This is a genomic window from Burkholderia ubonensis, assembly GCF_001718695.1.
Lineage (GTDB): Bacteria > Pseudomonadota > Gammaproteobacteria > Burkholderiales > Burkholderiaceae > Burkholderia > Burkholderia ubonensis_B.
Genome location: NZ_CP013420.1, coordinates 1,095,377 through 1,113,849, shown reverse-complemented (window position 1 = coordinate 1,113,849; position 18,473 = coordinate 1,095,377). Strand labels below are relative to the sequence as shown.

The window sequence follows — 18,473 nt, the reverse complement described above, 5'->3', positions numbered from 1 at the left end:
GCACGCTCGCCGTCGCACCCTCTGCGGCGCGGGCAAACTCGCTAGAATGAAGCCTTTCCCGCGCCGAGCGGGCGCGCGAGCCGCCTGCGGGCGGCCTCCCTGGCGTCCGCCATGTCCATATCGATGACCACCGCCGACTATCGCTTTTGCCCGCGCTGCGCGCGCCCGCTGACCGAGCGCGCCGATTCCGAACACGAAGGCGGCCGCGTTCGCCAGGTTTGCCCCGACGACACCTGCGGCTACGTGCACTGGAACAACCCGCTGCCCGTCGTCGCCGCGATCGTCGAGCTCGACGGCAAGATCCTGCTCGCGCGCAACGCGGCCTGGCCCGAAGGGATGTTCGCGCTGATCACCGGTTTCCTCGAGAACGGCGAGACGCCCGAGGACGGCATCGCGCGCGAGGTGTTCGAGGAAACCGCGCTGAAGGCCGAGCACGTGTCGCTCGTCGGCGTCTACGAATTCATCCGCAAGAACGAGCTGATCATCGCGTACCACGTGCGCGCGTCGGGCACGGTCGCGCTGTCGCCGGAGCTGCTCGAATACAAGCTCGTCGATCCGCCGCTGCTGCGCCCGTGGCGCGCCGGCACGGGCGTCGCGCTCGCCGACTGGATGCGCGCGCGCGGCCTCGATTTCGAATTCGTCGACCGGCCGGGGCAGTGACGGGCCGCGCCGCCGCCCGTCCATGCTCCGCCGCGTCGCATCGCGCCGTGCCGCCCGCGAGCGTCGCCACGTCATCCTCCCTCTGACCATCACCGCCATGTCCGACAAGCCGCAGCCGCGTTCCCGCGACGCCTACCGCCACTTCCTGCCGATCACGACCCGCTGGATGGACAACGACGTCTACGGGCACGTGAACAACGTCGTCTACTACAGCTACTTCGATACCGTCGTGAACGAGTACCTGATCCGCGCGGGCGTGCTCGACATCGAGCACGCGCCGACGATCGGGCTCGTCGTCGAAACGCAGTGCAACTACTTCGCGCCGCTCGTGTTTCCGCAGTCGGTCGACGCGGGGCTGCGCGTCGTGAAGCTCGGCACGTCGAGCGTGCACTACGAGGTCGGGCTGTTCGCGCAAGGCGACGCATCGCCCGCCGCGCAGGGGCATTTCGTGCACGTGTACGTCGATCGCGGCACGCGTCGCCCGGTGCCGCTGCCGGACGCGCTGCGCGCCGCGCTCGACCCGCTCGCCGCCTGACGACGCGCGGTGCAGGCGTTCGCGCTCCAGGCCTTCAACGGCCTCAGCTACGGCTTGCTGCTGTTCATGCTGTCGGCGGGCCTCACGCTGATCTTCAGCGTGCAGGGCGTGCTCAACTTCGCGCATGCGAGCTTCTACATGCTCGGCGCGTACGTCGGCTACAGCATCGCCGCCCGCGCGGGCTTCTGGCCGGCGCTCGTGCTCGCGCCGCTCGCGGTCGGGCTGCTGGGCGCGGGCTGCGAGCGCTGGCTGCTGCGCCGTGTGCAGGCGCACGGGCACACGAGCGAGCTGCTGCTGACGTTCGGGCTCGCGTACCTGATCGGCGAGGGCGCGAAACTCGTCTGGGGCCTCGCGCCGCTGCCCGCGCCGGTGCCGCCGCTGTTCGACGGTGCGCCGGTCACTGTGTTCGGCGTCGCGCTGCCGCGCTACCGGCTGTTCATGATGGCGATGTCGGCGGCGATGCTGGTCGCGCTGGCGGGCCTGCTGCGCGCGTCGCGCATCGGTCTCGTCGTGCGCGCGGCGCTCACGCATCGCGCGGCCGTCGAGGCGCTCGGCTACGACGTGCCGAGCCTGATGACGGGCCTGTTCGGCGCGGGCACCGCGCTCGCGGCGCTGGCCGGCGTGATCGGCGCGCCGCTCGCGGTGATCGAGCCCGCGCTGGCCGAGACGGTCGGCTCGATCGTGTTCGCGGTCGTCGTGATCGGCGGGCTCGGCTCGCTCGGCGGCGCGTTCGCCGCGTCGCTCGCGGTCGGCTTCGCGCAGACCTTCGCGGCCGCGAGCGACACGTCGCTGCGCGAGCTCGCGCAATGGGGCGGCTTCGTGCTGCCGGACAGCGTCGCCGCGGTGTCGTTCGCGCAACTCGCGCCGCTCGTGCCGTACCTGCTGCTCGTCGCGGTGCTGGTCGTGCGCCCGCGCGGACTGTTCGGCGAGCGCGCCGATGCGTAGCCGCGCGTTGGCGGGCGTCGTGCGCTGGACGCTGTTCGCCGGCAGCCTCGTGCTGCCCGCGTGGCTGTGGCCGCACGGCTGGATGCTCGGCTATCTCGCGCAGACCGCCGCGCTCGTCGTGCTCGCGCTGTCGTACAACCTGCAGCTCGGCACGACCGGCCTGCTGTCGTTCGGGCATGCGGCGTTCGCGGGCCTCGGCGCGTTCGCGGCCGCGCACTGGTTCAACCGCTTCGGCGGCCCGCTGCCGCTGCTGCCGCTCGTCGGCGGCGCGGCGGGCGCGGCCTTCGGCCTGCTGTTCGGCGTGCTCGCGACGCGCCGAGCGGGCACCGCGTTCGCGATGATCACGCTCGGCCTCGGCGAGTGCGTCGCGGCGGCCGCGTGGAGCGTGCCCGCGTGGTTCGGCGGGGTCGGCGGCGTGCCGATCGATCGCGCGAGCGGCCCGCCGCTCGGCGGCTGGCAGTTCGGCGCGCCAGCGCACGCGTATGCGCTGATCGCGGCATGGTGCATCGGGTCGGCGCTCGCGATGCACGCGCTGACGCGCACGCCGCTTGCGCGGCTCGCGAACGCGGTGCGAGACAACCCCGCGCGCGTCGCCGCGCTCGGCACCGAGCCGCGCCGCGTGCGGCTCGCGATGGTCACCTGCGCGTCGTTCTTCGCGGGCGTCGCGGGCACGCTGACGCTGATCGACGTCGAGATCGCGACGCCCGACAGCATGTCGATGGCGCGCTCGGCAACCGTGCTGATCGCCGCGGTGATCGGCGGCACCGGCGCCTTCTTCGGGCCGGCGGCAGGCGCCGTCGTGCTGACCGCGCTGAGCATCGTCGTCGCGGGCGTGTCGCGCGCGTGGGCGCTGTATCTCGGCGTGCTGTTCGTCGCGATCGTCGTGGCGGCGCCGCGCGGGATCGCGGGTAGCGCGGCGGCGCTCGTGCACGCGCTGCGCCGCGGCGCGCCGGCGGCCGAGCGGTGGCGCATGCTGTGCGGCGTCGCCGCATGCGCGTTCTGGGGCGTCGCGCTCGTCTGCGCGGCCGAACTCGGCTACGCGTGGCGCTTCGCGCAGGACGACGGCGCAAGCGCCGGCACCGCGTTCGGCGCGTGGGGCATCGACGCCGATACGCCGGCCGGCTGGGCCGTCGCATGCTCGGCGGCCGGCATCGGCGCGCTGCTGTGGGGCTGGCGCGCGCGGTTCGTGCCGGGCGGGCAGGACGGCGAGCAGAGGGGCGGGCGATGAGCGGCGACGCGATCGAGCTCCACGGCATCGTGCAGCGTTTCGGTGCGCAGACCGTGCTCGACGGCGTCGAGTTGCGCGTCGCGGCCGGCGAGCGCCATGCGCTGATCGGGCCGAACGGCGCGGGCAAATCGACGTTGTTCGGCGTGATTGCCGGCGCGACGCGGCCGACGCGCGGGCGCGTGGTGCTGCACGGCGTCGAGCTGCGCGGGCGCGGGCCGGTCGCGGCGAGCCGCCTCGGCATCGGCCGCAGTTTCCAGCAGACCAGCGCGTTCGCGCGCCTGAGCGTCTTCGACAACCTGCGTTGCGCGGCGCTGCATGCGCCGGCCGAGCGGCGGCGCTGGTGGAGCCGGCTGCGCGAATCGGCGTCAGTCGATCGTGCGGCCGCGCAAGTGCTGCGCGACATCGGGCTCGACGCGCGGCGCGACACGCCGGCCGCCGAGCTGAGCTATGCGGAGCAGCGCGCGCTCGACCTCGGGATCGCGCTCGCGAGCGGCGCCCGCACGCTGCTGCTCGACGAGCCGACGGCCGGCATGAACCGCGCGCAGGCGGCGCGGATGCTCGCGCTGATCCGTGCGACCACGCAGGGCCGTACGGTGCTGATGATCGAGCACGACATGGACGCTGTGTTCGGCTTCGCCGAGCGCATCACGGTGCTGGTGCGCGGCGCGGTAGTTGCGACCGGCGCGCCCGACGCGATCCGCGCCGATCCGGCCGTGCGCGCCGCCTATCTCGGCGAGGAGGATGTCGCGTGAGCGTGCTGCTCGACATTCGCGGCCTGCATGCGTGGTACGGGATGCAGCCCGTGCTCGACGGCGTCGATCTCGCGCTCGCGCCGGGCGAGACGCTGGCGCTGCTCGGCCGCAACGGCGCCGGTCGCTCGACGCTCGCGAAGGCCGTGATGGGGCTCGTGCGCACGGCCGGCTCGGTGCGGGTCGCCGGCGCCGAATGCGCGGGCGCGCGCACCTTCGAGATCGCGCGGCGCGGCGTGGCTTACGTGGCCGAAAGCCGCGACGTGTTCCCGCTGCTGAGCGTGCGCGACAACCTGCGGCTCGGGTTGCGCGGCGTCGGCGGCGCGGCGGAAGGAACGGGCGGCGCTCGAACGGCTGCTCGCGCGCTTTCCGCTGCTGGCCGCGCGCGCGGACGTGAAGGCCGGCCGGCTGTCGGGCGGCGAGCAGCAGGTGCTCGCGCTGGTGCGCGCGCTGGCCGGCGGCCCGCGCGTGCTGATCGTCGACGAACCGGCCGAAGGGCTCGCGCCGCGCGCGGTCGACGAGGTCGGCGCGTGCCTGGCCGCGCTGCAGGCCGACGGCGTCGCGATCGTGCTGATCGAGCAGCGGCTGCAGCTCGCGCCGCGCTTGACGCGGCGCGCGGCGGTGATGGGGCGGGGCCGGATCGTCTATGACGGCGTGCTCGACGGCTTGCGCGGCGAGATCGCCGACGCTTGGCTGAGCGCCGGCTGATCGTGCCGGCTGAGCGCGCCGGTGATTGTTCGGCTGGCCGCGCCAGTCAATTCGTGTCGAGCCGCTTTATCGTCGCCGCGCGAACCCCTACATTGCCAGTCAGGCCGGTGCGCCGCGAACGCGGCAACCGGCGCCCTCCATTGAAAGTCTTTTGAATGAGGAATGACATCATGAGCAAGCTGGCAGACAAGGTCGCGATCGTCACGGGCGGGTCCAAGGGCATCGGCGCCGCGATCGCGCGGGCACTGGCCGCCGAAGGTGCGGCGGTCGTCGTCAACTACGCGAGCAGCAAGGCCGGCGCGGACGCGGTCGTGAACGCGATCGTCGAGGCCGGCGGCCGGGCGGTCGCGGTCGGCGGCGACGTGTCGAAGGCGGCCGACGCGCAGCGCATCGTCGACACGGCGATCGACACGTATGGCCGCCTCGACGTGCTCGTCAACAATTCCGGCGTATACGAATTCGCGCCGATCGAGGCGATCACGGAAGAGCACTACCGCCGGCAGTTCGATACGAACGTGCTCGGCGTACTGCTCACGACGCAGGCGGCCGTCAAGCACCTCGGCGAGGGCGCGAGCATCATCAACATCAGCTCGGTGGTGACCAGCATCACGCCGCCCGCGAGTGCCGTCTACAGCGGCACCAAGGGCGCGGTCGACGCGATCACCGGCGTGCTCGCGCTCGAACTCGGCCCGCGCAAGATTCGCGTGAACGCGATCAACCCGGGGATGGTGGTGACCGAAGGCACGCACAGCGCGGGCATCATCGGCTCCGATCTCGAGGCGCAGGTGCTCAAGGACACGCCGCTCGGCCGCCTCGGCGAGCCCGACGACATCGCGTCGATCGCGGTGTTCCTCGCGTCGGACGATGCGCGCTGGATGACCGGCGAGCACGTGGTGGTGAGCGGCGGGTTGAACTGACCGGCGCGCGGGATCGCGCGAACGGTGCGCGTGCGCCGTTCGCGCCTTTATGCGTCGACGCGCACCGTGATGCGCGCATCGCCAGCGCGGTCGCGCCGACGTGCCGCCGCAAACATTCGACGACGCGCGAGTTCGCCGATTCGACGCGCGACGGCCGCATTGAAGTGCGGCAGCGCCGGGCTCGACGCATCGTCGTCGAACGCATCGAGCGCGTGCGATGCGAGACGAAAGCTGGTCGTCATCATGACGGCTCCGTAGCATTGCCGGCTGCGCAGGCTCATGCGCATACCGGCCGTCCCATCGTCACGGGCCGCACAGCCCACGTTCCATTCACTGCTCGGACGTTTCCGCACGTCAGCGCTTCGGTGCCGCGTCGAGCATCCACTCGTGCGCGGGGTCGTTCTTGAACGCCCACGCGCGGCTCGGCCCGGCCATCACGTTCAGGTAATACAGCTTGTAGCCGTGCGGCGCGACCACCGGGTGATAGCCGCGCGGCACCATCACCACGTCGTGATCCTCGACCGCGCACGCTTCGTCGAGGCTGCGGTCGTCCGTGTACACGCGCTGGAACGCGAAGCCCTGCGGCGGATCGATCCGGTGATAGTAGGTTTCCTCGAGCGAGGTTTCGTCGGGCGCCGCGTCGCGATCGTGCTTGTGCGGCGGATAGCTGCTCGAATGGCTCGCCGGCGTGACGACTTCGACGACCAGCAGCCGCTCGGCGGCCGGGTTGTCGCCCATCAGGATGTCGCACACGTAGCGCGTGTTGGTGCCTTGTCCGCGTACCGAGCGGCGCATCCGCTCGCCGTCGAGGCGCAGCACCGGCTTGTCGCCGGTCGCGTACGGCGCGGTGCACAGCGCGATCTCCGCGTCGCGCATCGCGCTCAACGTGACGCGCTTGCCGCCCGGCACGTACAGCGCATCCGGCGACACGTCTTCGAAGACGCTGTCGCGCTTGCCGAGCGCGTCGTAGGTCCGGCCGTCGACTTCCGCGCGCACCGTGCCGGTGAGCACGACGACGCACAGTTCGCGCGAGCCGGTATCGAGCGTTTCGGTGTCGCCGGCCTTCAGCCGCAGCGCGCGAAAACCGACATGCTTCCAGCCGGCCGACTCGGGCGTGACGTTGCAGATCTCGCGGTCGGGCGATGCCTTGACCAGCAGGGGAGAAATCGTCATGGAACAGGGCTCCGCAATAGGGTGGGGCTCAGGCGGTCGAGCATTCACGCGCTCAATCGGTCGACGATCGCGCGCAGCGATTCGTATCCCTTCTTCGCATACTGATAGCTCGGCGCGACGGCCGGGTCCTGCTCGGCCTCGACGACGAGCCAGCCTTCGTAGCCGGCGTCGCGCAGCGTGCGCAGCGTCGCGTCGTAGTCGAGCGCGCCGTCGCCGGGCACCGTGAAGGTGCCGTTGATCACGCCGTTCAGGAAGCTCCAGCCGTCGTTGCGCGCCTGCGTGACGACCTTCGGCCGCACGTCCTTGCAGTGCACGTGAACGACGCGCGCCACGTGTTTCCTCAGGAGTGCGACCGGGTCGGCCGCGCCGCCGAAATACGCATGGCCGGTGTCGAACAGCAGGAATACCTTCGCCGGGTCGGTCAGCGCCATCAGGCGGTCGACATCGTCCGGCGATTCGACGTACGCGCCCATGTGGTGATGGTAGGCGAGCTTGATGCCGTAGGTGTCGAGCAGGTGCGCGCCGAACGCGTCGAGGCGCGCCGCGTAGCGCCGCCACGCGGTGTCGTCGACGAAGCGCGGCCGCTTCGCGACCGGCGTGTCGATGCGCCCCTGGATCGTGCCCGCGCATTCGCCGTAGACCACCACCTTCACGTCGTTGTACTGCAGCTTCGTCATGTGCGCGCGGCAGCGTTCGATTTCCGCGGCCACCGCATCCGCGTCGCTCATGCCCGGCTCGACTTCCGCGAGGAAGCCCGAATACCAGCCGGACACGCACACGAGCCCGAATTCGGCGAGCTTCGCCTTCAGCTCCGGGCCCGTCTTCGGAAACTTGTTGCCGAGCTCGAAGCCCGCGTAGCCGATCTCGGCGCCTTCCTGCAGCGTCGTCTCGAGCGGCGTCTCGCCGCCGAGCGACGGCAGGTCGTCGTTCATCCACGACAGGGGGTTGATACCGATGCGAACGTTCCAGCTCATGACGTGGCTTCCTTGGTTCGAAGGTTGTTGGCGCGATGCGGGTTCTTGGGCGGACGGCGACGTCAGCGCCGTTGGCGGGTCTTCGCTTCCAGATACGCGTGGTGCGCGCGCTCGACGTCGGCGCGCGCGGACACCTGCGGCACCGCGACTTCCCACCATGCGCCGCCGTCGTCGGTGGTGCGCCGGTGCGTGGTGTCGATCACGAGCACCTGACTCGTCTTCGCGGCGCGCGCGCGCCGCATCTCGCTGCGCAGCTCGCCGACGTCGCGTACGTGCACGGCCTCGGCGCCCATCGCGCGCGCATGCATCGCGAAGTCGAGCGTCGAGCGTTCGCCGCCTTCCGGCACACAGTCGTCGAGCATGTTGTTGAAGCTCGCGCCGCCGCAGTTCAGCTGCAGCCGCTCGATGCAGCCGTAGCCGCGGTTGTCGAGGATCACGACGATGATCTTGCGGCCGAGCATCACGGAGGTCGCGAGTTCGGCGTTGAGCATCATGTACGAACCGTCGCCGACGATCACGATCACTTCGCGCTCAGGCCGCGCGAGCTTCGCGCCGAGGCCGCCCGCGACCTCGTAGCCCATGCACGAATACGCATAGTCCATGTGATAGTTGCCCGGCACGCCGCTGCGCCACAGCTTGTGCAGCTCGGCCGGCAGCGTGCCGGCCGCGCACACGACGAGATCGTCGCGCGCGCTGTCGCGTCCCGCGTCGGCCGCGGAGTCGCGCACCGCGCCGATCACCTCGGCGTCGTACGGCAGCGTGTCCTTCGGCACGCGCGTCGTGAGTGCCGCGACGCGCGCGTTCCACGCGGCGGCCTGGTCGCGGTTGGCGGCCGTCCAGGCGGCGTCCGCGCGCCAGCCCGCGAGCGCGGCCGACAACTGGCCGAGGCCGGTGCGTGCGTCGGCGACCAACTGCCGGCCGCGTTTCTTGCCCGCATCGAACGGCTGCACGTTCAGGCTCAGCAGCGTCGCGTGGCCGTACAGCGCATGCGAGCCGGTCGTGAAGTCCTGCAGCCGCGTGCCGACCGCGAACACGACGTCGGCCTGCGCGGCCGCGCGGTTCGCGGCGGGCGAGCCGGTCACGCCGATCGCGCCGAGGTTCAGCGGGTGGTCCCACGCGAGGCTGCCCTTGCCGGCCTGCGATTCGGCGACCGGCACGCCGTGTGTGTCCGCGAACGCGCGCAGCGCGTCCCACGCCTGGCTGTACAGCACGCCGCCGCCGGCGACGATCAGCGGCTTCTGCGCGGCCTTCAGCACGTCGAGCGCATCGGCGAGTTCGAGCGCGTCGGCCGGCGGACGGCGCATCCGGATCAGCGGCGGCGCAAAGAAGTCCGCCGGCCAGTCGTAGGCGAAGGTCTGCACGTCCTGCGGCAGCGCGAGGCACACGGGGCCGCATTGCGCGGGGTCGGTCATCACCTGGATCGCGCGCGGCAGTGCGACCAGCAACTGCTCGGGCGACGTGATCCGGTCGAAGTAGCGGGTGACCGGGCGGAAGCAGTCGTTCGCACTGACGTCGCCCTGTTCGAAATCCTCGACCTGCTGCAGCACGGGGTCGGGCAGGCGCGACACGAACACGTCGCCGGGCAGCAGCAGCAGCGGCAGCCGGCCGACGTGCGCGAGCGCGGCCGAGGTCAGCATGTTGGTCGCGCCGGGGCCGATGCTCGACGTCGCGGCCATCATCCGCTGGCGGAAGTTCGCTTTCGCGAACGCGACGGCCGCGTTGGCCATCCCTTGCTCGTTGTGCGCACGCAACGTCGGCAAGCGGTCGCGCTCGGCCTGCAGCGCCTCGCCGAGCCCGGCCACGTTGCCGTGGCCGAAGATCGCGAACACGCCGCCGCAGTACGGCAGGATCTCGGTGCGCCCGTCGGGCTGGACGACTTCGGCGCGCAGGGCGGCCAGATGGCGCACGAGCGCCTGGCTGACGGTCAGTCTTACGGTGGTGGTCATCGTCTGTCGATCAAGAGGAGTCGGGGGGCATCACGGGCACATGTATCAGGCTGCCGCGGCGGCGCGCGCGGCGGCCCGGCGGCCGAGCCACGCGTCCACGAGCTGCGCGAAGTTGCCCGCGACTTCGTCGATCAGCGCCTGGTCGTCGATCCGGCCGGCGAGCCAGTTCAGCGACGCATCGGCCCACAGCGAGCGCCCGACCATGAAACCCTTGACGATCGGGTCCGTCGCCGAGCGGAAGCTGTCGACGAGATATTGCAGCGGCTGGTTCAGCCCAAGGATCACCGCGCCGCGGCAATGGCGGTCGCGCTCGGCGACGAGCGCCGCGAGCCGCGCCCAGCCGTCGGCGCTCATCGGCGCGAGCTTCCACCACTCGGGCATCACGCCGAGGTTGTAGAAGCGCGCGACGGTGCGCAGCACCGCGTCGTCCTCGGTGCCGGCCGGCGTGACCGCGCGCGGCGGAATGATTTCCAGCAGCAGCTCGTTGCCGCTTGCGCGGGTGGCTTCCCACAGCTCCAGCACGCGCTGCTCCTGCGCGACGCGCAGGTCGACGTCGTCGTCGGGGTGGTAGTGCACGAGGCACTTCACGACCTGCTCGGTCGGCCAATGCGCGAGCGCGGAGCCGACCGAGCGCGTGTCGTCGAAGCGCAGCGGCCGCGAGCCCGGCAGCTCGACTGGGCGGCCGACCCACCAGCCGCGCCCGGTGGCCGACGCGAGCGCGTCGCTGCCGTAGGCGCCGCCGTCGATCAGCACGCCGACGTGGCCTTCGATCCGGCGGTCGCGCTCGACCTGCTCGGCCGCGCGCACCAGCAGGCGCTTGAGCGTCTTGATCCGCGCTTCGTCCGCGCCGGCCTGCACCGCGAGTTCGTAGAACTGGCTGCGATGGTCGAACGCCATCACGCACAGATCGTCCCATTCGCGGCGCGGCACCGTCACGCGATGCAGGTGCGCGAGCGTGCGGTCGGCGTCGACCGCGGGATGGCGGCTGCCGCCGAACCAGTGCGCGAGTTCGGCCGGCGTCGGCATCGCGGCCGAGCATGCGTGGCGCGACACGACGATCGCGCCGCACGCGTTCGCGATGCGCGTCGACTCGGCCCAGTCGCGGCCGCGCAGCAGCCCCGACAGCAGGCCCGACAGAAACGCGTCGCCGGCGCCGAGCACGTTGAGCACCTCGACGCGTTCGCCGTGGAAGGTCGGCGCATCGTCGATGCGCGCGGGAATCGCGCCTTCGATCACGCAGCAGCCGAGCGCGCCGCGCTTGACCACCAGCACCGCGCCGCTCGCGCGGCGCACGGCCTGAAGCGACGCGATCAGGTCGTGCGGCACGCCGCCCGCGATCAGGAATTCCTCCTCGGTGCCGACCAGCAGGTCGAATTCGCCGAGCACCTGTTGCAGCTGACGCGTCACCTGTGCATCCGGCACGTAGCGGTTCTCGCCCGCGCCGCGCGCGGTCAGCCCCCACAGCACGGGCCGGTAGTCGATGTCGAGGACGCGCACGACGCCGTGGCGGCGCGCATAGCCGAGCGCGGCCAGCGACGCTTCGCGCGTGCCCGGCGTGGACAGATGCGTGCCGGTGATCGCGAGCGCGCGGCAACCCGCGATGAAGTCCTCGCGGATCTCGTCGGCGCGCACGGCCATGTCCGCGCAGTTCTCGCGCACGAACAGCAGCGGGAACGTGTCGCGATCCTTCAGCCCGAGCAGCACCAGCGCGGTCAGGCGTTCGGGGTCGGTCTGCAGCTGGCTCGTGTCGCAGCCTTCGCGCTCGAGCGTCTCGCGCACGAAGCGGCCCATCTGCTCGTCGCCGACGCGCGAGATCATCGCGGTCTTCAGCCCGAGCCGGGCGACGCCGAACGCGACGTTGCCCGACGAGCCGCCGAGATACATCTGGAAGCTGCGCGCGTCCTCCAGGCGGCTGCCGTACTGCTGCGCGTAAAGATCCACGGCGACGCGGCCGAGGCAGGCGAGATCGATGGGGCGGTCACTCGGAAAGTTCAACGGGCTCATATCACGTTCACGATCGCGGCCGGCGTTCGGCCATGCCGGCAGATTGGGGGACCGGTCCTGGGGCGGGGCGGGCGCCTGTACTGCACGACACGAGGCCGCCTGCCGCAAGGAATCGGGCTACGGACGCAGTCTAGACTTTTTGGAAATACAGTTCCCTAGGTGAAATCACGTAGAAATAAATTTCCAAATTGTCGACGAAGTGTTCTACAGTTTCATCCGGATGCTTCAGTCCGTATCGGACTCGGCGCCGGCGGTGCGCAACGCGCCGTTTTCCGCCCCCCCGGAGATGAGGAGACAGATTGATCATGAAGACCAAGCTGATGGCCGCCGCGGCCGCCGCGATCCTGGCCATGCCGCTCGCGCATGCCGAGAAGATCGGCGTGACCATGGCGTCGTTCGACGACACGTTCCTGACGATCCTGCGCAACAGCATCGCCGATGCCGCGACGAAGGACGGCGCGACCGTGCAGATCGAGGATGGCGGCAACGATGTCGGCAAGCAGTTGAGCCAGGTCCAGAACATGATCGCGCAGAAGGTCGACGCGATCATCGTGAACACGGTCGACACCGACGCGACGCCGAAGATCACCAAGATGGTGACCGCGGCGAAGATCCCGCTCGTCTACGTGAACCGCAAGCCGGTCGATTTCGACAAGCTGCCGGCCGGCGTCGCGGTGGTCGCGTCCGACGAGAAGCAGTCGGGCACGCTGCAGGCGCGCCAGGTGTGCAAGCTGCTCGGCGGCAAGGGCGACATCCTCGTGCTGATGGGCGAGCTGTCCAACGAATCGGCGCGCGCCCGCACCAAGGACATCGAGGACGTGATCGCGACCAAGGAATGCGCGGGCATGAAGATCGTCGACAAGCGCGAGGGCAAGTGGAGCCGCACGCAGGGCCAGGACATCACGATGAACTGGCTGAGCTCCGGGATGAAGTTCGATGCGATCGTGTCCAACAACGACGAAATGGCGATCGGCGCGATCAACGCGCTGAAGGCCGCGCGCAAGCTGACGCCGAAGACGGTCGTCGCGGGCATCGACGCGACGCCGGACGGCCTTGCGGCGATGAAGAGCGGCGAGCTGAAGGTGTCCGTCTACCAGAACGCGGCCGGGCAGGGCGCGCAGGCCGTCGCGACCGCGCTCAAGCTCGCGAAGAAGCAGAACGTCGAGCGCTATGTGAACGTGCCGTTCGAGCTCGTCACGCCCGAGAACATGAACCAGTACGCCAAGCACTGACCGGCGATCCGCTGAACGGCGCGAGCCCGGTGTGCCCGGGCTCGCCCGCGACTTTCGAGGAACGTCCATGTTTACAGCCAGGATGGCGCGCCCGACGGCCGGCGAGCATGCGCCGGCCGCTTCCGCCGGTGCGCCCGCCGCTTCCGACTGCCTGCTCGAGGTGCGCGGCGTCGGCAAGTCCTTTCCCGGCGTCGTCGCGCTCGACGGCGTGCAGTTCCGCGTGCGCCGCGGCACCGTCCATGCGCTGATGGGCGAGAACGGCGCCGGCAAATCGACGCTGATGAAGATCATCGCCGGCGTCTACACGCCCGATCAGGGCGAGATCCTGATCAACGGCGAGCCGGTCGTGCTGAACGGCCCGCTCGACGCGCTCGATCGCGGCATCGCGATGATCCATCAGGAACTGAACCTGATGCCGTACATGACGGTCGCGGAAAACATCTGGATTCGCCGCGAACCGAAGAACCGCTTCGGCCTGATCGATCACGCGGAACTGCGCCGCCGCACCGCCGCGCTGTTCGAGCGGCTGTCGATCGACATCGACCCGCAGGCCGACGTGCGCACGCTGACGGTCGCGAGCCGCCAGATGGTCGAGATCGCCAAGGCCGTGTCGTTCGATTCCGACGTGCTGATCATGGACGAGCCGACCTCGGCGCTGACCGAGAAGGAAGTCGTCCACCTGTTCCGGATCATTCGCCAGCTGCGCGAGCAGGGCAAGGGCATCGTCTACATCACCCACAAGATGAACGAGCTGTTCGAGATCGCCGACGAGTTCTCGGTGTTCCGCGACGGCAAGTACATCGGCACGCACGCGTCGACCGACGTCACGCGCGACGACATCATCCGGATGATGGTCGGGCGCGAGATCACGCAGATGTTCCCGAAGGAGGAAGTGCCGATCGGCGACGTCGTGCTGTCGGTGCGCAACCTCGGCGTCGACGGCGTGTTCCGAGACGTCAGCTTCGAGCTGCGCGCGGGCGAGATTCTCGGCGTCGCGGGCCTCGTCGGCTCGGGCCGTTCGAACGTCGCGGAGGCGCTGTTCGGCGTCGTGCCGGCGACGTCGGGCGAGATCCTGATCGACGGCAAGCCGGTGCGGATCGCCACGCCCGCGCAGGCGATGAAGCACGGGATGGCGTTCCTCACCGAGGACCGCAAGGACAGCGGCTGCTTCCTGAATCTCGACCTGCTCGCGAACATGGAAGCGGCCGTGCTGCACAACCGCTACGTGAAGTTCAATTTCGTGCGGCAGGCGCAGCTGAAGCGCGACTGCGAGGAAATGAGCCGGATGCTGCGCGTGAAGTCGCCCGGGCTGCACGAGGAAATCCAGAACCTGTCGGGCGGCAACCAGCAGAAGGTGCTGATCGGCCGCTGGCTGCTGACCCAGCCGCGCATCCTGATCCTCGACGAGCCGACGCGCGGCATCGACGTCGGCGCGAAGGCCGAGATCCACCGCCTCGTCAGCGCGCTCGCGGGCAAGGGCGTCGCGGTGCTGATGATCTCGTCGGAGATGCCCGAAGTGCTCGGCATGAGCGACCGCATCATGGTGATGCACGAAGGGCGCATGACCGGCATCGTCGAACGCAAGGACGCCGACCAGGTCCGCATCATGGATCTGGCCTCGCGCTGAGCCGAAACAAGCATGGAGACAACTGAAATGGGCAACCTGAATCCGGCCGCGGACGCGCAGGCCATCACGATCAAGACACGGCACGCGAAGTGGCCGCCCGAGCTGAGCATCTTTCTCGTGCTGGTGGGCATCAGCCTGTTCTTCGAGGTGATCGGCTGGATCGTCGTCGGCCAGAGCTTCCTGTTCAACGCGGAGCGGCTCGAGATCATCGTGCTGCAGATGGCGGTGATCGGCATCATCGCGGTCGGCGTGAACCTCGTGATCATCACCAGCGGGATCGACTTGTCGTCGGGGTCGGTCGTCGCCGCCGCGGCCGTCGTGTCGGCCAGTCTCGCGCAGGTGTCCGACTTCCCGCGCGCGGTGTTTCCGCACCTCACCGACCTGCTGGTGATCTGGCCGGTGCTGGCCGGCGTGTGCGTCGGGCTGCTGGTCGGCTTGCTGAACGGCTCGCTGATCGCGCTGACCGGCATTCCGCCGTTCATCGCGACGCTCGGCACGATGGTGGCCGCGCGCGGCTTCGCGAAGTGGTTCACCAACGGCATGCCGGTGTCGATGCTGACCGACCCGTTCGCGGCGATCGGCGCGGGCGCGAATCCGGTGATCATCTTCGTCGCGGTCGCCGCGATCTTCCACGTCGTGCTGCGCTACACGCGCTTCGGCAAGTACACGTACGCGATCGGCGCGAACCGCCATGCGGCCGTCGTGTCGGGTATCAACGTGACGCGTCACCTGATCTTCGTGTATGCGATCGCGGGCCTGCTGAGCGGCATCGCGGGCACCGTGACGGCCGCGCGCGCGATCTCGGGACAGTCGGGCATGGGCGTGATGTACGAGCTCGACGCGATCGCGGCGGTCGTGATCGGCGGCACCTCGCTGTCGGGCGGCCTCGGCCGCGTGACGGGCACCGTGATCGGCGTGCTGATTCTCGGCGTGATGACGTCGGGCTTCACGTTCATCCGCATCGATGCGTATTACCAGGAGATGGTCAAGGGCGCGATCATCGTCGCGGCCGTGATCGCCGACCAGTATCGCAACAAGAAGTCGCGCCGCTGAACGGCGGCATGCGAGGCCGCATGCGTGCGGCGCGCCGCGCAACGGCTTCGGCGCGGCGCGCAGATCGACGATCGAACCGGCGCGGCATGGGTCGCGCCGTTGAACAACGATAGACCGGAGATAACAGGATGACCTTGCAAATCGGCGTGATCGGCTGCGGCGCGATCGGCCAGGACCATATCCGCAGGCTTACGCGCACGCTGTCCGGCGCACGCGTGGTGGCCGTCAACGACATCGATCCGCAGCAGGCGCGCGACGCGGTGACGAAGTACGGGCTCGACGCGGAAATCTACGGCGACGGCCACGAAGTGGTCGCGGCCGCCGACGTGCAGGGCGTGCTCGTCACGTCGTGGGGGCCGACGCACGAAGCGTTCGTGCTCGACGCGATCGCACACGGCAAGCCGGTGTTCTGCGAGAAGCCGCTCGCGGTGACGGCCGAAGGCTGCATGCGCATCGTCGAAGCCGAGGTCGCGCACGGCAAGCGGCTCGTGCAGGTCGGCTTCATGCGTCCGTACGACGAAGGCTATCGCGCGCTGAAGCGCGTGATCGACGGCGGCGAGATCGGCGCGCCGCTGATGCTGCATTGCGCGCACCGCAACCAGTCGGTCGGCGAGCGCTATACGACCGACATGGCGATCACCGACACGCTGATCCACGAACTCGACGTGCTGCGCTGGCTGCTCGGCGAGGACTACACGAGCGCGCAGGTCGTCTACCCGAAGAAGACGCGCCATGCGAGCGCGCATCTCGCCGATCCGCAGATCGTGCTGCTCGAAACCGCGAGCGGCGTGCGGATCGACGTCGAGATCTTCGTGAACTGCCAGTACGGCTACGACATCCAGTGCGAGGTGGTCGGCGAGAACGGCATCGCGAAGCTGCCCGATCCGCCCGCGGTCGGGCTCAAGCACGCGGCGCGGCGGTCGGTCGAGATCATGACCGACTGGAAGGAGCGCTTCATCGCGTCGTACGACGTCGAGTTGCAGGCGTTCATCGACGGCGTGCGGCAGGGGGCGCTGACCGGCCCGTCCGCGTGGGACGGCTATGCGGCGGCGGTCGCGGCCGACGCATGCGTGCGCGCGCAGCAGAGCGGGGCGGTCGAGCCGATCGCGATGGCCGAACGCCCGACGTTCTATCGCGGCTGAGCGGTGGGGCGACGCAGGCGTGACGGAGTGAGCGGCGTGCTGCTGCAGCGTCGATGTCGATGCAGGCGTTGAGGCGAGCGACTCGCGCCCGCAGTGTCGTGCCCGGCTCACCGCGCTTCAGCACAAGAACACGGACAGGAACACGACAATCATGATCGACGGACAGATTCTGCTCGGACATTCGATTCGCTGGGGCATGGTCGGCGGCGGGCTCGGCAGCCAGATCGGCTACAGCCACCGGTCGGCCGCGTTGCGCGACGGCAGCTTCCAGCTCGTTGCCGGCGCGTTCGACATCGATGCCGAACGTGGCCGGCAGTTCGGCGTGAAGCTCGGTGTCGACGCGGACCGCTGCTATCCCGACTACCGGACGATGTTCGACGCCGAGGCGAAGCGCGCGGACGGCATCCGCGCGGTGTCGATCGCGACGCCGAACAACACGCACTTCGAAATTTGCCGCGCGGCGCTGAACGCGGGGCTGCACGTCGTGTGCGAGAAGCCGCTGTGCTTCACGACCGAGGAGGCCGAGGCGCTGCAGCGGCTGTCGGTCGAGAAGAACCGCATCGTCGGCGTCGCGTACGGCTATTCCGGACACCAGATGATCGAGCAGGCGCGCGAGATGATCGCGCGCGGCGATCTCGGCGAGATCCGCATCGTGCAGATGCAGTTCGCGCACGGCTTTCACAGCGAGGGCGTCGAAGCCGCGAGCGCGGCCGCGCGCTGGCGCGTCGACCCGAAGTTCGCGGGGCCGAGCTACGTGCTCGGCGACATCGGCACGCATCCGCTGTACATCTCCGAAGTGATGGCGCCGGAACTGAAGATCAAACGGCTGATGTGCTCGCGGCAGAGCTTCGTGAAGAGCCGCGCGCCGCTCGAGGACAACGCGTTCACGATCATGGAATACGACACGGGCGCGATCGGCTACGTGTGGTCGAGCGCGGTGAACGCGGGCTCGATGCACGGACAGAAGGTGCGCGTGATCGGTTCGAAGGCGAGCGTCGAATGGTGGGACGAACATCCGAACCAGTTGCGCTACGAGATCCAGGGGCAGCCCGCGCAGGTGCTCGATCGCGGGATGCCGTACCTGCATCCGAACGCGACGCGCGAAGACCGCATCGGCGCCGGGCATCCGGAAGGGCTGTTCGAGGCCTGGTCGAATCTCTACGCGCGCTTCGCGCTCGCGATGGACGCGGCCGACCGCGGCGATACGGCCGCGCTGAAGCGGATCCGCTTTCCGGACGTCCACGCGGGCGCGGAGGGCGTACGATGGGTCGAGCACTGCGTGCGTTCCGCCGACGCGGGCGGCGTGTGGGTCGACTATCGGTGACCGTCGCAGGCCCGCGGCGGCAGCGTATCCGTCACGCGCCGCAACGGCCGCCGGCATCGGTAGACACCCTGATCTTTACGCTGCCGCCGGCGCGTCGGACAATCGTTGTCAGTCTTGCCGTGGAGCGTGTACAAGCGATGATCGAGCGCGTGGGAGCGAGCGCGCGGCGCGGGCCGCGCCGCAAACGTGATTAAATTCGCCCTTCATGCATGGTTACAGGTGAGTCCCGGGCCGCGCGCCGGCAGTGCGCGCGAGA

At 69.9% G+C, this 18,473-nt stretch carries 16 protein-coding genes and 1 pseudogene; 12 read left to right on the top strand and 5 right to left on the bottom strand.

The window, feature by feature from the left end; genetic code table 11:
* Window positions 1-123: 123 nt before the first annotated feature.
* From WJ35_RS05080 to WJ35_RS05050, 7 genes and pseudogenes are all read left to right on the top strand, one after another.
* Window positions 124-660 carry an NUDIX domain-containing protein gene (locus WJ35_RS05080; protein ID WP_042583747.1) on the top strand — a complete coding sequence of 179 codons (537 nt, stop codon included), beginning with the start codon at window positions 124-126 and terminating at the stop codon, window positions 658-660.
* 97 nt (window positions 661-757) lie between these two features.
* The gene (locus tag WJ35_RS05075; RefSeq protein ID WP_060237577.1) at window positions 758-1,195 is read left to right on the top strand and encodes an acyl-CoA thioesterase; all 438 of its coding nucleotides are present in this window, start codon (window positions 758-760) and stop codon (window positions 1,193-1,195) included.
* 9 nt (window positions 1,196-1,204) lie between these two features.
* Window positions 1,205-2,140: a branched-chain amino acid ABC transporter permease gene (locus WJ35_RS05070; RefSeq protein WP_060237574.1), complete on the top strand. Its 936-nt coding sequence runs from the start codon at window positions 1,205-1,207 to the stop codon at window positions 2,138-2,140.
* Window positions 2,133-3,368 carry a branched-chain amino acid ABC transporter permease gene (locus WJ35_RS05065; protein WP_060237572.1) on the top strand — a complete coding sequence of 412 codons (1,236 nt, stop codon included), beginning with the start codon at window positions 2,133-2,135 and terminating at the stop codon, window positions 3,366-3,368. Before WJ35_RS05070 ends, WJ35_RS05065 begins: the two co-directional genes overlap by 8 nt.
* Entirely contained in the window at window positions 3,365-4,120 is a 756-nt protein-coding gene (locus tag WJ35_RS05060; protein ID WP_059802229.1) for an ABC transporter ATP-binding protein, read from the top strand. Before WJ35_RS05065 ends, WJ35_RS05060 begins: the two co-directional genes overlap by 4 nt.
* Window positions 4,117-4,825, top strand: a pseudogene (locus tag WJ35_RS05055) (ABC transporter ATP-binding protein). Before WJ35_RS05060 ends, WJ35_RS05055 begins: the two are co-directional and overlap by 4 nt.
* A gap of 170 nt (window positions 4,826-4,995) precedes the next feature.
* Window positions 4,996-5,742, top strand: coding sequence for a glucose 1-dehydrogenase (locus WJ35_RS05050; protein ID WP_069238838.1), 747 nt, complete (start codon window positions 4,996-4,998; stop codon window positions 5,740-5,742).
* A 47-nt stretch (window positions 5,743-5,789) separates the two neighbouring features.
* Here the strand turns inward: WJ35_RS05050 and WJ35_RS32020 are convergent, their stop codons facing one another.
* The 5 genes from WJ35_RS32020 to WJ35_RS05025 all read right to left on the bottom strand — a co-directional run bounded on the left by WJ35_RS32020 (window position 5,790) and on the right by WJ35_RS05025 (window position 11,839).
* The gene (locus tag WJ35_RS32020; RefSeq protein WP_224056319.1) at window positions 5,790-5,987 is read right to left on the bottom strand and encodes a hypothetical protein; all 198 of its coding nucleotides are present in this window, start codon (window positions 5,985-5,987) and stop codon (window positions 5,790-5,792) included.
* A gap of 109 nt (window positions 5,988-6,096) precedes the next feature.
* Window positions 6,097-6,915, bottom strand: a complete 819-nt coding sequence (gene iolB, locus WJ35_RS05040) for a 5-deoxy-glucuronate isomerase (protein ID WP_060237560.1) — start codon at window positions 6,913-6,915, stop codon at window positions 6,097-6,099.
* A gap of 44 nt (window positions 6,916-6,959) precedes the next feature.
* A complete protein-coding gene (gene iolE / locus WJ35_RS05035; RefSeq protein ID WP_060237559.1) occupies window positions 6,960-7,889 on the bottom strand; it encodes a myo-inosose-2 dehydratase in 930 nt (309 codons plus the stop codon).
* 62 nt (window positions 7,890-7,951) lie between these two features.
* Window positions 7,952-9,835: a 3D-(3,5/4)-trihydroxycyclohexane-1,2-dione acylhydrolase (decyclizing) gene (iolD, locus tag WJ35_RS05030; RefSeq protein WP_060004428.1), complete on the bottom strand. Its 1,884-nt coding sequence runs from the start codon at window positions 9,833-9,835 to the stop codon at window positions 7,952-7,954.
* A gap of 45 nt (window positions 9,836-9,880) precedes the next feature.
* Window positions 9,881-11,839 (bottom strand): bifunctional 5-dehydro-2-deoxygluconokinase/5-dehydro-2-deoxyphosphogluconate aldolase, encoded by a 1,959-nt coding sequence (locus WJ35_RS05025; RefSeq protein ID WP_060237557.1) that lies wholly within the window; start codon window positions 11,837-11,839, stop codon window positions 9,881-9,883.
* Window positions 11,840-12,144: 305 nt separating this feature from the next.
* Between WJ35_RS05025 and WJ35_RS05020 the strand changes: the two genes are divergently transcribed.
* From WJ35_RS05020 to WJ35_RS05000, 5 genes are all read left to right on the top strand, one after another.
* Window positions 12,145-13,071: a sugar ABC transporter substrate-binding protein gene (locus tag WJ35_RS05020; protein ID WP_059535723.1), complete on the top strand. Its 927-nt coding sequence runs from the start codon at window positions 12,145-12,147 to the stop codon at window positions 13,069-13,071.
* Window positions 13,072-13,138: 67 nt separating this feature from the next.
* Window positions 13,139-14,698 (top strand): sugar ABC transporter ATP-binding protein, encoded by a 1,560-nt coding sequence (locus WJ35_RS05015; protein WP_059535725.1) that lies wholly within the window; start codon window positions 13,139-13,141, stop codon window positions 14,696-14,698.
* Window positions 14,699-14,725: 27 nt separating this feature from the next.
* Window positions 14,726-15,751, top strand: a complete 1,026-nt coding sequence (locus WJ35_RS05010; RefSeq protein WP_060237553.1) for an ABC transporter permease — start codon at window positions 14,726-14,728, stop codon at window positions 15,749-15,751.
* Between the two features lie 128 nt (window positions 15,752-15,879).
* Window positions 15,880-16,893: a Gfo/Idh/MocA family protein gene (locus WJ35_RS05005; RefSeq protein ID WP_060237546.1), complete on the top strand. Its 1,014-nt coding sequence runs from the start codon at window positions 15,880-15,882 to the stop codon at window positions 16,891-16,893.
* A gap of 151 nt (window positions 16,894-17,044) precedes the next feature.
* Window positions 17,045-18,217 carry a Gfo/Idh/MocA family protein gene (locus WJ35_RS05000; protein WP_060237540.1) on the top strand — a complete coding sequence of 391 codons (1,173 nt, stop codon included), beginning with the start codon at window positions 17,045-17,047 and terminating at the stop codon, window positions 18,215-18,217.
* The last annotated feature ends 256 nt before the right edge of the window (window positions 18,218-18,473 follow it).

What these genes read in the sequence shown, in the direction of transcription:
- WJ35_RS05000 (WP_060237540.1), top strand. Translation starts at nt 17,045, where the DNA reads ATGATCGACGGACAGATTCTGCTCGGACATTCGATTCGCTGGGGCATG.
- WJ35_RS32020 (WP_224056319.1), bottom strand. Translation starts at nt 5,987, where the DNA reads ATGATGACGACCAGCTTTCGTCTCGCATCGCACGCGCTCGATGCGTTC.
- WJ35_RS05020 (WP_059535723.1), top strand. Translation starts at nt 12,145, where the DNA reads ATGAAGACCAAGCTGATGGCCGCCGCGGCCGCCGCGATCCTGGCCATG.
- WJ35_RS05080 (WP_042583747.1), top strand. Translation starts at nt 124, where the DNA reads ATGACCACCGCCGACTATCGCTTTTGCCCGCGCTGCGCGCGCCCGCTG.
- WJ35_RS05065 (WP_060237572.1), top strand. Translation starts at nt 2,133, where the DNA reads ATGCGTAGCCGCGCGTTGGCGGGCGTCGTGCGCTGGACGCTGTTCGCC.
- iolB (WP_060237560.1), bottom strand. Translation starts at nt 6,915, where the DNA reads ATGACGATTTCTCCCCTGCTGGTCAAGGCATCGCCCGACCGCGAGATC.
- WJ35_RS05025 (WP_060237557.1), bottom strand. Translation starts at nt 11,839, where the DNA reads ATGAGCCCGTTGAACTTTCCGAGTGACCGCCCCATCGATCTCGCCTGC.
- WJ35_RS05060 (WP_059802229.1), top strand. Translation starts at nt 3,365, where the DNA reads ATGAGCGGCGACGCGATCGAGCTCCACGGCATCGTGCAGCGTTTCGGT.
- WJ35_RS05015 (WP_059535725.1), top strand. Translation starts at nt 13,139, where the DNA reads ATGTTTACAGCCAGGATGGCGCGCCCGACGGCCGGCGAGCATGCGCCG.
- WJ35_RS05005 (WP_060237546.1), top strand. Translation starts at nt 15,880, where the DNA reads ATGACCTTGCAAATCGGCGTGATCGGCTGCGGCGCGATCGGCCAGGAC.
- iolD (WP_060004428.1), bottom strand. Translation starts at nt 9,835, where the DNA reads ATGACCACCACCGTAAGACTGACCGTCAGCCAGGCGCTCGTGCGCCAT.
- WJ35_RS05010 (WP_060237553.1), top strand. Translation starts at nt 14,726, where the DNA reads ATGGGCAACCTGAATCCGGCCGCGGACGCGCAGGCCATCACGATCAAG.
- iolE (WP_060237559.1), bottom strand. Translation starts at nt 7,889, where the DNA reads ATGAGCTGGAACGTTCGCATCGGTATCAACCCCCTGTCGTGGATGAAC.
- WJ35_RS05050 (WP_069238838.1), top strand. Translation starts at nt 4,996, where the DNA reads ATGAGCAAGCTGGCAGACAAGGTCGCGATCGTCACGGGCGGGTCCAAG.
- WJ35_RS05075 (WP_060237577.1), top strand. Translation starts at nt 758, where the DNA reads ATGTCCGACAAGCCGCAGCCGCGTTCCCGCGACGCCTACCGCCACTTC.